At 65.7% G+C, this 13,654-nt stretch carries 11 protein-coding genes; all 11 read left to right on the plus strand.

The window, feature by feature from the left end:
- The first annotated feature begins 218 nt into the window (after positions 1–218).
- The 11 genes from ABY44_RS13450 (at position 219) to ABY44_RS13500 (ending at position 13,652) form a co-directional block, all read left to right on the plus strand.
- Positions 219–1,706: a flavin monoamine oxidase family protein gene (locus ABY44_RS13450; RefSeq protein WP_060172837.1), complete on the plus strand. Its 1,488-nt coding sequence runs from the start codon at positions 219–221 to the stop codon at positions 1,704–1,706.
- Positions 1,707–1,716: 10 nt separating this feature from the next.
- A complete protein-coding gene (locus ABY44_RS13455) occupies positions 1,717–2,373 on the plus strand; it encodes a c-type cytochrome (protein WP_060172838.1) in 657 nt (218 codons plus the stop codon).
- Between the two features lie 34 nt (positions 2,374–2,407).
- A complete protein-coding gene (locus ABY44_RS13460; protein ID WP_060172887.1) occupies positions 2,408–3,097 on the plus strand; it encodes a hypothetical protein in 690 nt (229 codons plus the stop codon).
- A 560-nt stretch (positions 3,098–3,657) separates the two neighbouring features.
- A complete protein-coding gene (locus ABY44_RS13465; protein WP_060061331.1) occupies positions 3,658–4,491 on the plus strand; it encodes a phytanoyl-CoA dioxygenase family protein in 834 nt (277 codons plus the stop codon).
- An 18-nt stretch (positions 4,492–4,509) separates the two neighbouring features.
- Positions 4,510–4,923 carry a RidA family protein gene (locus ABY44_RS13470; RefSeq protein ID WP_060061332.1) on the plus strand — a complete coding sequence of 138 codons (414 nt, stop codon included), beginning with the start codon at positions 4,510–4,512 and terminating at the stop codon, positions 4,921–4,923.
- A gap of 269 nt (positions 4,924–5,192) precedes the next feature.
- Positions 5,193–6,557, plus strand: coding sequence for a DUF1329 domain-containing protein (locus ABY44_RS13475; protein ID WP_060198467.1), 1,365 nt, complete (start codon positions 5,193–5,195; stop codon positions 6,555–6,557).
- Between the two features lie 85 nt (positions 6,558–6,642).
- Positions 6,643–8,484 carry a DUF1302 domain-containing protein gene (locus tag ABY44_RS13480; RefSeq protein ID WP_048023287.1) on the plus strand — a complete coding sequence of 614 codons (1,842 nt, stop codon included), beginning with the start codon at positions 6,643–6,645 and terminating at the stop codon, positions 8,482–8,484.
- Between the two features lie 43 nt (positions 8,485–8,527).
- Positions 8,528–10,888, plus strand: coding sequence for an efflux RND transporter permease subunit (locus tag ABY44_RS13485; protein WP_060061335.1), 2,361 nt, complete (start codon positions 8,528–8,530; stop codon positions 10,886–10,888).
- Positions 10,889–11,027: 139 nt separating this feature from the next.
- Positions 11,028–11,204 (plus strand): hypothetical protein, encoded by a 177-nt coding sequence (locus tag ABY44_RS13490; RefSeq protein ID WP_226157578.1) that lies wholly within the window; start codon positions 11,028–11,030, stop codon positions 11,202–11,204.
- 25 nt (positions 11,205–11,229) lie between these two features.
- The gene (locus ABY44_RS13495; protein ID WP_060172841.1) at positions 11,230–12,198 is read left to right on the plus strand and encodes a WD40/YVTN/BNR-like repeat-containing protein; all 969 of its coding nucleotides are present in this window, start codon (positions 11,230–11,232) and stop codon (positions 12,196–12,198) included.
- A gap of 80 nt (positions 12,199–12,278) precedes the next feature.
- The gene (locus ABY44_RS13500; protein ID WP_230948850.1) at positions 12,279–13,652 is read left to right on the plus strand and encodes an NAD(P)/FAD-dependent oxidoreductase; all 1,374 of its coding nucleotides are present in this window, start codon (positions 12,279–12,281) and stop codon (positions 13,650–13,652) included.
- Positions 13,653–13,654: the final 2 nt, after the last annotated feature.

Genomic DNA, 13,654 nt, shown 5'->3' on the forward strand with positions numbered 1-13,654 from the left:
TCTTTTCTTTATTTTGTTTGTATGTATCATGACCTACGTTTGTCACATATTCCTACAAATGGATTGCGTGGTTCGCCGACTTGCCCTGCGCCATGAGTGAGGCGGGAGCAGCGGCCGCATTCCGATCGGTCTGGAACGACGTGCCGAACGGGCCGCCTATCGTTCGTCATCCTGATTGACGGCTCCCGAGCGACTTTCATTGCAGTAGCCAAGACAACATGCCAAAGAAGTCTTTCCCCAATGGAGCAGCCGATTTGCGTCGGAGGCAGTGGCTCAAGTACGCGGGCGCGTCAGCCGCCGCCGTGGGCACGCTCGCGATCGGCGCGCGGCAGGCGAGCGCCGGCGAAGGCGGCACGTCCGGCATGCCGGTCGACGTGCTCGACGTGGTCATCATCGGCGCGGGGCTGGCCGGACTGACGGCCGCGCGCGACTTGCGACAGGCCGGTTGCGAATCGTTCGTGGTGCTCGAGGCGCGCGACCGAGTCGGCGGCCGGACACTCAACTACAACGTGGAAGGCGGATTTGTCACCGAGGTCGGCGGCCAATGGATCGGGCCGGGCCAGACCGCCGTCGCCGATCTCGCCCGCGAACTGGAGGTCGGCACGTTCCCGAGTTACTACGACGGCAAGACGGTCATCCTCGGCGGCGAAGGCCGCGCGACGGTCGACCTGAAAGGCACGTTCGGCACCGACGAAGCCATATCGTCGAAGCTCGGCAAGATGTCGCGCGACGTGCCGTCGGGCGCGCCGTGGACGTCGCCCCGGGCCGGCGAGCTGGACAGGATGTCGGTGGGCGACTGGCTCGTGACGCAGGACATCAAGCCCGAGGACCGGGTGGGTTGGGAGGGCTCGTGCACGCTGAGCGGCGGCGCTCCGCCGGTCAGTATGGGGCTGCTGCACTTCCTGTCGATGATCAATTCGGCGTCCTGCGACTTCACGCAACTCGATTCCATCAAGCACAGCGCACAGGAAACGCGTTTCGTCGGCGGCTCTCAGATCCTCTGCACGAAGATGGCCGGGCAACTGGGCGACAAGGTGCGCCTGTCGACCCCGGTGCGACGGATCTCCGGTTGGGACCGCGACATCGTCACATTGCATACCGATCGCGGAGAGGTGCGGGCGCGCAAGGTCATCATGGCCATCCACCCGGCCCTCTGCAACCAGGTGCAGTTCGAGCCGGCGTTGCCCGAGAAGCGGGCGTCGCTGCAGCGTGCGTGGCCCGCCCACTCGCCGGCGCGCAAGACGGCGATGGTCTATCGCCGTCCGTTCTGGCGGGAGAAGGGGCTGAACGGCCATGTCTTCCAGGTCGGCGGACCGATCATCTGGGCGTACGACAACTCCCCGCCCGGCGGCGAGATCGGGATCATCAATGCGTTCGTCCGGAACGCGCTGTTGCCGACGGACCGGAAGGCCGCGCAACACATCCTCACGGACATCTATGCACAGGCGTGGGGCGACGACGCGTTGTCGCCCGTGTCGTATCACGACCACGACTGGAGCCGCGCCGACCCATGGACGATCACGTGCGTGTCCGCGATTCCACCCGGTTTCTGGACTGCGCACGGCGAGGGACTGCATTTGCCGTGCGGCAATCTGATCTGGTCGGGAACCGAAACCGCGAACATCTGGGCGGGCTACATGGATGGCGCCGTGCGTTCGGGGCATCAGGGCGCCTTGCAGGCACTGAACGGCCTGCGCCGCGCATAGGAGAGCAATCATGAAAAAACGCATCTTGCTCGCCATTGCGGGGCTCGTCGCCGTATCGCTCGTCGTCTTCGGGCCGACGTTGCTGAATCTGTACCGCCTTCAACAGTTCGTGTCCGCGTCGGAAGAGGCGTACCGCGCCGACGGCGGACCGTGGCCGCACCTGACCGACACGTGCCTCGGCTGTCACGGCGTCAAGGGTACGTCGGCCGACCAGGGTTATCCGAGCCTGGCGGGGCAACCGGCGTCCTACGTGGCGGCCCAGCTTCACGACTTCGCGAGCGGCAAGCGTGTCAATCCGAACATGGCGCCGCTGGCGATGAGCCTGAGCGAGACCGAAATCAAGTCGCTGTCCGAGTACTACGCGCGCCAGCCGGCCCGCAGCAACCGCTACTTCGAGGCCGATCCGCGACAGGCGGCGCAAGGCAGGCAACTGGTCGAGAAGGGGGCGTGTGCCGCGTGCCACGGCGCCCGCCTGATGGGCCAGGCGCAGTTCCCGCGGCTGGCGGGCCAGGGGCACGACTATCTGCTGAAGCAACTGGAGGCGTTTGCAGCCGGCACGCGAACGGAAGCGACCGGCACGATGCAGCGCGTCGCCGCCGCACTGTCGCCGAAAGACCGCGAGGCCGTTGCTCAGTACCTGGCGAGTTTGAATCCGGAGAAGGAATGATGAACCGTATGCAATCGGAATGGAGCATTTGATCATGGACAGCAGAACGCTCGCACTTTGCCTCGCCAGCGCATTGCTGGCAACCACGACGGCCACTTACGGCTGGAAGTTTCTCAAGCGGCGCAATTTCCTGCTCGGGATCGAGTGGCTCATCGTCACGGTCTCTTCGACCAACGCGCTGATCTACTTCGCGACTCACTTCGAGCTCTCGGGGCTCGTGTCGCATGTCCTGGATGCGTTTTCCCGGGGCTTCGGGATGCCGCTCGTCGCCGTCGCGGGCCTGATGGCCGTGACGCGCGGCTACAGGCCGTCGGGCCGCCAGGATGTCGCGCTGTTCGCGATCTCCATCGTCGGCACCGCCGTACTGGTGTCCGGCGTGATCGCGAAAGTGCAGCCGTATTTCTATGTCGCGGCATGGGCGTGGCTGACGATCTACCTCGCGGGTTTCGTGCGGAAACTGCTGGCGGCAGGCGAGCGGTTCCATGCGACGACGACGACCGTCGCGGCGGTGACGTCGATGGCGATCGCGTGCATCTACGACTTCTATCCGATACCGGGAGACGAGCACAACGTCGTGCTCAATTTCTTCGTCCTCGCGCTGGTGACGTGGTCGTACTTGACGGTCGTGGTGTATTACGCCTATTGCGCGCTGGAGCGCGCAGGTCAGACGCATGACGCCAGCCGGTTTGGCTCGAACCGGAGCGGGGATCGTCGCCTCGCGTAAGCGCGTGGCGACGCGCATCGGAGCATTCGCGTCGATCGACGACACGCGCCGGAGATGGCTGTTGTGCCGTCGTGCCGCTCAGCGCCGCATCGCTTCCGCTATTCCGTTACTCACCGCGGCCGATCGAGCGCGTGAGCAACGGTGTTCCGGAGCGAGGCGAGTGCGGATCGGCCCTCGCGTATCCGCTGGCCTTCGTCGGACGGTGTCGACATCGATCCGGCGATGGCCTGCATGTCACGTTGTCCGGCGTGTTCCGGATGGCGGGGTGTCGGCTCGGCGCTGACCGCGACACGTGAAGGCCGTCGAACAATCGTCGGAGGAAAGAGGGGCGCGTGCCCTCGGTGTGCCCTTTCGGCGCGCGGGCGGGCACGCGGCCGTGATCGGCTTCGCATGCCAGGCATCCCGTTTTGTCCACGTATCGAATCCGTACCGGGAATACCCTCTCTTTTTATTTTCTTCTATCTTTATCATCATTACCTAACATTGTTACTCTGTTCCATGTTCGGAATGGTACAAGGCACCCGCAAGCAGGGCGGGGGCGAACCAACAGGAGGTGACCGATGGACGATGTCAAGCGCAAGGCTTTCGCGGAAGACGGTGCGATTCTGATCGAAGGCGTGTTGAACGAGGAACAGCTGGCCCAATGCCGGCTCGCGTTCGACTGGGGGATTGAAAACCCGGGGCCGATGGCGTCGAGTCTCCTCGACGGTACCGAATTCCGGTCGCACGTCGACAACGCGAATCCGTATGCGAAGGAACGGCTCGACGAACTGGTCGCCACGCTGCCGCTCGGTCGCCTGTTTGCCGACTTGTGGGGATCGGAGCACGTGTGGTTCTTCGCCGAGGAACTGTTCCTGAAGCGCGGCGGAAAGGGCGCACGCTCGTTGTGGCATCAGGACACCTCGTACCTTCCGTGGTCCGGGACGCACTTCGGCAACGCGTGGATCAGTTTCGAGGCCGTTCCCAAGCGCAACGCGCTCGAGATTGTCCGGGGCTCGCATCGCGGCGTGCGTCACGACGGCACCACGTTCCAGAACGCCGACGATCCCACCGAGCCGCTGCATGGCGGCGGCGTCTGGCCGCGGATGCCGGACATCGAAGCCGAGCGCCGCGCCGATCCGGGCAAGTACGACATCCTCTCGTGGGCCACGAAGCCGGGCGACGTCCTGCTGCTTCATCCCGGCGTGCTGCACGGCGGCGGCGTGGTCGATCCGGCGTTTCCCGATCGCCACACGCTCGTGCTGCGCTTCTTCGGCGACGACGCCACGTTCAGCCCGCTGCCGGACAACAGCGCATCCGGTTTCACGCCGGCGGGCGTGCTGTTCGTGGACGAGCTCGCGTCCTTGAAGGCGGGCGACCCGTTTCGCGCGCCGTGCTTCCGTCAACTCGTCTGAATCCGGAGGATTCCAGTCATGGCAACAACCAGCAAGCGGCAACCGATCGTTCCACCCGGGTTCAAGGCGTGGTACGACACCTACCATTTCGCCCCCGCGACGCGTGTGGGCGACACGATCTGGGTTTCCGGCCAGGTCGGGATCGGCGCGGACATGCGGCCGGGCGACGGCGTGCAGGCGCAGGCGCGCATCGCGTTCGAATCGCTGAAGGCGATTCTGGTCGAGGCGGGCGCGAGCCTTGCCGACGTGGTGGAACTGACGACTTTTCATACGGATCTGCGCGCCGAGGTTGAAGCCTTCGCAGCCGTGAAGGACGAATACTTCCCGGATCGCTATCCGTCGTGGACGGCGGTCGGGGTGACGCAGCTCGCGTTGCCCGAGCTGTGTGTCGAAGTGCGGGCGGTGGCGGTGGCCGGATCCGGCGCCGCCTGACGCGGACGCCCGGCCGTTCGGGCGACCGGCGCGGCGTCGACGCAAGAGGGTGTTAGACGCCGCGGAATTCGGCGGAAGAATACCGACAATATTTCGCATTACTTACAACGTAGAACGCGTCGGCTCGGTGATGTCGAGCGTTTCACGGTCGCGGAGGTCGCGCGACGGCCTTCCGAGAAGCGGCGTGTCAGCCGCTCGAAACGGATTGAACGCCTGTCGCCCGTCAACCGCACAACCGGTGAATGAAAGCTGAGTCTCGGAAGGAGAACATGATGAAGAAGCACACGATCGGAACCGTGTCCGCAATCGCGGCTGCGTTTCTGGTGATGGCAGGCAGCGCGGTGGCTGACGACCTTACCTCCGCAGGCGCCGAACGCGGCGCGAGCAAGGACGGTTCCATTCCGGCCTTTTCCGGCAAGCAGGAGCCGCAGTCGGGCTGGGAATACGGCAAGACGCGAGGCGATTTCTGGAAACACCGGAACGAGAAGCCGCTTTATTCGATCGACGCCGCGAACGTCGACAAGTACGCGAGCAATCTGTCGCCCGGCCAGATCGCATTGGTCAAGCAGCGCAAGGGCTACCGGATGGATGTCTATCCGTCGCACCGCGAGTGCCAGTTGCCGGAATTTGCCGAGCAGAACACGAAGGCCAACCTCACGGCCGCGAAGCTCGCGTCGGATGGCGAAACGCTCGAAGCGGGCGTCTTGCCCGGCGTGCTGTTTCCCCAGCCGAAAACCGGCGCCGAAGCGATCCTGAACTACGAGAACCGGTATCGGGGTGTCGGTATCGAGTGGCCGCTGGTCGTCACGTCGATCTCGCCGCGTCCGGGCGGCGGCGAATGGATCGACGGGATCGGCCCGCAGGTCTTCTTTTTTCCGTCGGGCAAATCGGGCAAGAGCGGGCCGAAGGATGTCGACCAGCTCAGCCTGGCCGCCTATTTCTCGGCCACGTCACCGGCCGCGCTGGCGGGGCAGGCGTTCGTGCAGCGCCAGTATTTCAACAAGGACTCGGAAACCTACTACTACTTTCCGGGCCAGCGCCGCGTGAGACGCATGCCGGCCTATACGCATGACGCGCCGCTGATCGGCTTCGAGAACCAGTACCTGATCGACGAAGCCAACATGTTCAACGGCTCGATCGACCGGTTCAACTGGAAACTCGTCGGCAAGCGTGACCTGCTCGTTCCGTACAACGCGTTCGGCATGTACAAGTTCAAGAGCAAGCTGCACGACGTCGCGACCCCGGACGGCATCGCGTCGGCGAACCGGCGCTACGAGATGCATCGCGTATGGGTCGTCGAGGCGACGGTCAAGCCGAGTGCGCGCCACGTCGCGTCGAAGAAGGTGTTCTACCTCGACGAGGACAGCTGGCTCGCACTCGTCGGCGAGGACTACGACGCGCAAGGCAAGCTGTGGAAGGTGCGCGAGAGCTACCCGATTCCGGTATGGGAGCTGGGCGGTGCCTGCGACAACGAACCGATGGCGCAGTACGACGTGCTGAGCGGGCGTTACGTGTTCGATTCGTCGACGATCGGCCAGGGCAAGGATATTCGCTGGTACCAGGAGATCAACGATCCGCGCTTCAAGCCCGATTTCTACTCGGCGGAATCGCTGAGATCGGTCAGCGAACGCTGATTGCCGTAGCCAAAAAAATAGAAAACAGGCCCGACGTGCGCACTCGCGCCGTCGGCATCCGGTCTGGAGATGGGTGGGTGGTGCGATGAAAGCAAGCAATATCGTTAAGAGTACTACGGTGTCGATTGCCATGCTGGGCGCGGCAACGTCGACTGCGTACGGGTACGAGTTCACGCTGGGGGACGGCGCCGTTCAGGGGTCGTGGGTGACCAATCTCACGGCGGGCGGCGGGATCCGGACCAGGAGTCCGAGCTGCTCGCTGACCGGCGATCCGAATGCATACGGTTGCGGCGCGGCTGCCAACACGGATCAGTGGGGTTACGGTGACAACGGCGACCTGAACTACCGCAAGGGGCAGCCGTTCAGCACCTACGTGAGCGCGACCAGCGAGCTGCTGCTGAAGATGCCGGGCGAAGGGCTCAAGTTCATGGTGCGCGGCACGGGCATGTACGACTTCCTCGCCGGGAGAACGGCCAGAACGCCGCTGTCGAGCACGGCGGCCGCGCAGGTGGTGTACAACGCGCAGCTGCTCGATCTGTGGGCGCAGAAGGATTTCACGATCGGCGGGCGCAACGCGCACGTCCGGCTCGGCAACCAGGTGATCAACTGGGGCGAGAGCATCTACGCGCAGAGCGGCATCAACGCGACCAACTCGATCGACGTCCAGAAGCTGCTGATCCCGGGTTCGCAGCTCAAGCAGGCGCTGCTGCCGGCGCCGATGCTGAGCCTCGCCGCCGATCTTTCCCACGGCTTCAGCACCGAAGCGTATTACCAGTTCCAGTGGAACGGCAACCGCCTTCCGCCGGTCGGTTCGTACTGGTCGCTGGCGAACGTCATCGGCCGCGGCGCCGAACCGTTCACGATCAACGCGAACAACCCCAATGTCGCTGGCCCGGGCGTCGGCACGATCGCCAATGCGATCGGCGGCGGGGCCGCGGCGGGCAACCAGGACACGCTGAATGCGATCAAGAACGGGCTCGTGAACGGCGCGTTCGCCGGGCCGCCGTTCAACGACCTCGGCATTCCGGTGTCGACGCAGCTGCCCGCGAAATACCGGCCGCAGTTCGGCGTGAAGTTCAATTACTCGCCGCGCTCGTTCGATGCGAACTTCGCGTTTTACTACCTGAACTACACGGACAAGTCGCCGGTGCTGTCGACGCTGTCGAACGGCACCGCGCAATGGTCGTATCTCCAGAACCGGCAACTGTTCGGCGCGAGCGCGAACTTCGGGGTCGGCCCGTGGGCCATCGGTACCGAGCTGTCGTATCGGCCGCGCGATGCGGTCGCGTTGTCGAGCTGCTACGGCGCAGGCGGCCCGACCGACCTCATCACGAACGGCGTGCAAGGCGTCAACTGCCAGCAGTGGGCCGACAAGAAGAAGTTCCAGCTGGATGTCAACGGGCTGCTCGCGCTGACGCGCAGCGAGTACCCGTTCCTGAAGCTGATCGCCGCGGATTCCGCTGCGTTGACCTGGGAACTCACGTGGATCTACTACCCGGGCCTCGGTTCGGACGTGACGCGCACGGTGGACGGGCAGCCGGTCACGCAGGTGCCGGCCGCCGGTTATTTCCCGTGGCTGAACAACAACTCGGGGCTCGGCTATCCGATCACGCAAGGGCAGGGCACGTCGAGTTCGGTGGGCGCGACGGTCGACTTCAACTGGACGTATGACGGTTCGCTGATCCCCGGCTGGCAGGTGACGCCGGGCGTGACGTTCAGCACCGGCCTCTACGGGTACACGCCGACCTTCACCGCGAACTACATGCAGGGTGCGAAGTCGGTGAACGTCTACGTGCTGTTCAACCAGAATCCGCCGAAGTGGCAGGCAGGCATCAACTTCGCGGCGTTCTTCGGCGGTCACCAGTCGGTGGGCAATCCGTATGCGGACCGCAATTTCGTCGGTGTGTTTGCTACCCGGAACTTCTGACGCGCGCGTCGGGCATCGCCGGAATACATGAAGGGGTAATGCAGTGCTCAATCGTCTGGTCAGCCGCCTTGAAAGGCTATTCTTCGGTCATCGCGCGATCGTGCTCGCGGCGATCGGCCTGTTCACCGTCGTGATGGCCGTGTTCGCGATGCAACTGCGCATGGATGCCGGCTTCGAGAAGCAGATGCCGATCGGCCACGAGTACATCCGCACGTTCCAGCAATACCGGAACGACCTGCTCGGCGCGAACCGGATCACCGTCGTCGTGCGCGCGAAGCACGGCTCGATCTGGACGCCGGACGGCCTGACACGGTTGTACAAGGTCACGCAGGCGGTGACCTACCTGCCGAATGTCGACCGGATCGGCGTGCGCTCGCTGTGGACGTCGAATGCGTTCGTCAATGAAATCACCGACGAAGGCTTTCGCGCGGAGCCGATCATTTCCGGCACGATCACGCCGGACCAGCTGACGCCGGAGATCGTCGGGAAGATCCGTCGCGCGACGACGCTGGGCGGCTATGTCGGCACGCTCGTGTCGCACGGCGAGGACAGCGCGATGATCACGGCCGAGCTGAACGAGCGCGACAGTGCGGGCAAGGTGCTCGATTACGTCGCGTTCAATCATTTGCTCGAACAGAAGATCCGCCAGCCGTTCGAGGATGCCGGCTACGAGGTGCAGATCATCGGCTTCGCGAAGCAGATCGGCGACATCGCCGACGGCGCGAAGGCCGTGCTCGGCTTCTGCGCGATCGCGCTGCTGCTGACCGCGCTCGCGGTGTACTGGTATTGCCATTCGCTGCGCTTCACGGTGCTGCTGATCGCGTGCTCGCTGACCTCGCTGGTCTGGCAGTTCGGCACGCTGAAGCTGCTGGGTTTCGGCCTCGACCCGCTCGCGGTGCTGGTGCCGTTCCTGGTGTTCGCGATCGGCGTGTCGCACGGGGTGCAGCAGGTGAACTTCATCGTGCGCGAGATTTCGCACGGGCACAGCTCGTACGAGGCAGCGCGCCGCAGCTTCAGCGGGCTGCTGATTCCGGGCGTGCTGGCGCTGATCACCGCGTTCGTGTCGTTCATCACGCTGCTGCTGATCCCGATCCCGATGGTGCGCGAACTGGCGATTACCGCGTCGCTCGGCGTGGCGTACAAGATCGTGACGAACCTGATCCTGCTGCCGGTGGCCGCGTCCTGCTTCAACTTCACGAAGCGCTACGCGGACAGCGCACTCAAGCGCGGCGAGCGGCGCTCGGCATGGCTGCGGCCGCTTGCGCGCGTCGCGCAGCCGAAGTATGCGGGGGCGACGGTCGCCCTGACGCTGGTCGTGTTTGCGCTGGCCGCGTGGCAAAGCCGCGATCGCGTGATCGGCACGCTGCAGCCGGGCGCGCCGGAGCTGCGCGCGGATGCACGCTTCAATCGCGACGCGACGTCCATCGCCGGCAACTACGACATGGGCCTCGACTGGCTGACGGTCGCGATCGAGTCGGCCGGCAAGAGCTGCAACAACCCGGCGGTCGGACTGTACGAGGACGATTTCGCGGCGGCCATGCGCACCGAGCCGGGCGTGGTGTCCGTGCAGTCGTACTCGGGCATGCTGCGCGGCTACAACCAGGGCTACAACGAAGACTATCCGAAGATGAGCGTGGTGCCGATCGACCCGGAGAACTACGGGGCGGTATCGGTCGACGTCGGGCGCGTGAAGGGCTTCATGAAGGCCGACTGCACGATGTCGGCCGTGCACCTGTTCCTGACGGACCACAAGGCGACGACGATCAATCGCATCCTCGACGACGTGAAGCAGTATCGCGCGTCGCATCCGTTCCCGGGTATCGCCGTGCGGCTCGCGGCCGGCAACGCGGGCGTGCTGGCGGCGACCAACGAGGAGGTCGCGGGAAGCGAGCTGCCGATGATGCTGTACGTGTACGGCGCGATCCTGATCCTCGTATTCCTCGCGTACCGCGACTGGCGCGCGATGATCGCCTGCTGCGCGCCGCTGTCGGTCGCGACCTTCATCGGCTACTGGTTCATGAAGGAACTGCAGATCGGGCTGACGGTGGCGACGCTGCCGGTGATGGTGCTCGCGGTGGGGATCGGCGTCGACTACGCGTTCTATATCTACAACCGGCTGCAGGTGCATCTCGCCGGCGGCCAGCACATCGTGAAGGCCGTGCAGCACGCGATGCTCGAGGTGGGCGTCGCGACGATCTTCACGGCGATCACGCTCGCGATCGGCGTGGCGACGTGGAGCTTCTCCGCGCTGAAGTTCCAGGCGGACATGGGCAAGCTGCTCGCGTTCATGTTCATCGTGAACCTGGTGATGGCGATGACCGCGTTGCCCGCGCTCGCGTCGCTGCTCGAACGCTGGTTCCCGCGCCGCAAGCCGGCCCGCGCACCGGGTTTGTTCAGTCACTGAAGCTCGTGAACCTGCCGATGGAGATTCGTTCATGGTCAAGACGCTAACTGTTTGCGCCGTACTTTGCATCGCGGCGGGTGCGTTCCCGCGATTTCATGAAACGGGCGCGGGTCGGAGTGCGCCGGCTCGTGCGTTCGCGATGGACGCGACACGCACCGGTGTGCACCACGCCGCAACCGGCGAAACGGGTGTCGCCGCGTCGTCGAACGACGGCGGAGCCGAGCGACGGGTAGCGGCCGCGCAGGGCAACGGCAAGCCGCCGGCCGTGGTGCTAGGCGAAGCGAATGCCGGCTGGTCGGCGCTTTTCAACCACTGATGCCCGCACACTACCGGGATTCACCATGATCAAGACGCTCATTTCCTGTATCGCGCTCTGCACGGCCGCGACGGCCTTCGCGCAACCGCAGGACGGAACCGTCGCGGCCTGGGCCGCGAAACCCGCGCACACGTGGGCCGCGCCGACGCACATGATGCTGATGGACGCGACACGCGCCGGGTCGCGGATCGTCGCGGTCGGCGAGCACGGCATCGTGCTGCTGTCCGACGACGATGGCAAGACCTGGCGTCAGGCACGACGCGTGCCGGTGTCGGCGACGCTGTCGGCCGTGTCGTTCGCGGATGCGAAGCACGGCTGGGCCGTCGGCCAGTGGGGCGCGATTCTCGCGACCGACGACGGCGGCGACACGTGGGTCACGCAGCGGCTCGATACGTCGGTCGACCAGCCGCTGTTCTCGGTGCTGTTCACGAATGCGCAGGACGGCATTGCCGTCGGCCTGTGGTCGCTGATGCTGCAGACCCACGACGGCGGCAAGACGTGGTCGCGCACGACCCTCGCGAAGCCGCCGGGCGGCGGCAAGGCCGACCGCAATCTCTATCACGTGTTCGCCGACGCCGCACACGCGCTCTACATCGTGTCCGAACAGGGGACGGTGCTCAAGTCGGCCGACGGCGGCGCGAACTGGCGCTACCTGTCGACGGGCGGCAAGGGCACGTTGTGGGCGGGTGTCGCGCTGCCCGACGGCCGGGTCGTGGTCGGCGGCCTGCTCGGCAGCCTGTACCAGAGCAGCGACGGCGGCGCCAGCTGGACGGCCGTCGACAGCCGCACGCGGAGTTCGATCACCGGCCTGTCGGCGGCAGGCGACGGCCTGGTCGGCGTCGGGCTCGACGGCCTGGTATTGAAGCAGCGTGCCGGCGCCCCGACGGTCGAGGTCGCGCAGCGCCCGGACCGTGCGACGCTGACCGCCGCGCTGCCCGGCAAGGGCGGCACGCCGGTTCTTTTCTCGCAGGACGGCGTGTTGACGTCGCCCTGATTGCAACCCGGATGACACGGAATGCCGGTTGGCGGAAACGAGCGACGGAGGCACACATGAGCAATTCGCAGTACCAAAATATGAATGACTCGACCGGCACGGCGATGCGGTTCGACGCGGCGCAGGCAGACCGCACGTTGCGGGCCTATCGGCCCATCGGCGGCTGGATCGAGCGGCCGGCCGACATGCATTCGCAGCTCGAAGGCGACGTTCGCGCGGATGTGGTCGTCGTCGGCGGCGGCTTCGCGGGCCTGTCCACCGCGCTCGAACTGACCGCGCGCGGCGCGAGCGTCGTCGTGATCGAGCGCGAGTTCGCGGGCTTCGGCGCGAGCGGCCGCAATGCCGGCTATCTCGCGGGCGGGCAGGGGCTCGAGTACGAGATGTTCGTGAAGCGCGTGGGGCGCGAGCAGGCGAAACGGATCGTCGGCTTTTACGACGAGGGCGTTGCCTACGTCGAGCGCAAGCTCGTCGAGTACGGGATCGACTGCGACTTTCGCGCGACGGGGATCATTCGCGCGGGTGTGCATCCGTCGCAGGAGAAGCGCCTGCGCGAGAACATGGAGATGGGCATTGCGCTCGGTTCTCCCGCACAGTATCTCGATGGCGCGGCGCTGCGGGCGCGCGGCATTCCGCCGGCGTTCCTGTTCGGTTGCCACTTTCCCGGCGGCGGCACGCTCGACCCCGGCAAGTATGTGACGGGCTTGCGGCGCGCGGCGCTCGCGGCAGGCGTGAGGCTCTACGAGAACACCGCGCTGCTCGACTTCGACGCCGGCGCGACCGTGCGGGCCCGCACGGCGCGCGGCACCGTAAGCGCGCCGGTCATGGTGCTTGCCACCAATGCGTATACGCCGCAACTCGGCGTGCTTGACGACAAGGTGATGCCGCTGCGCGTGTCGGCGCTCGAAACCGAACCGCTGTCCGATGCGCAACTGGCGATGCTGGGCTGGCCGAACCGCGAGGGAATCGTCACGCCGCACCTGACGATGGAGAGCCACCGGCTCACCGCGCGCAATACGCTGGTGGTGACGACCAAGCGGCTGGATTACGTCTATGGCTCGCGCACGCCGAACGTTCCGGACGACGCGGCCTATCGTGCGCTGCTGGCGACGCTGCGCGCGCGATTCCCGCAACTGGGCGACCAGCCGGTGCGTGCATGCTGGAGCGGCTATGTCTCGATCGCCGGTGATGCATTGCCGGTGGTCGGCGCGACCGGCCCGCACGGCAACGTGTTCTACACAGCCGGATGCTCGGGCCACGGCGTCGGCACGCAGTCGCTGATCGGGAAGGTGCTGGCCGACCGGATCATCGGCGCGGAGTCGCCGCTGCTCACGGCGCTCACGCACCGCACGCCATCGATGCCGCCTGAGCCGCTGCGCTGGTGCGCGATCAAGGCCGTGCTGGGCGTCGCGAACCTGCTCGACGAACGCGTGAACCGCCGTGCGGCTCGCGGATAGTG

The sequence above is a fragment of the Burkholderia sp. ZZQ-2 genome, assembly GCF_050768715.1.
GTDB lineage: Bacteria > Pseudomonadota > Gammaproteobacteria > Burkholderiales > Burkholderiaceae > Burkholderia > Burkholderia cepacia.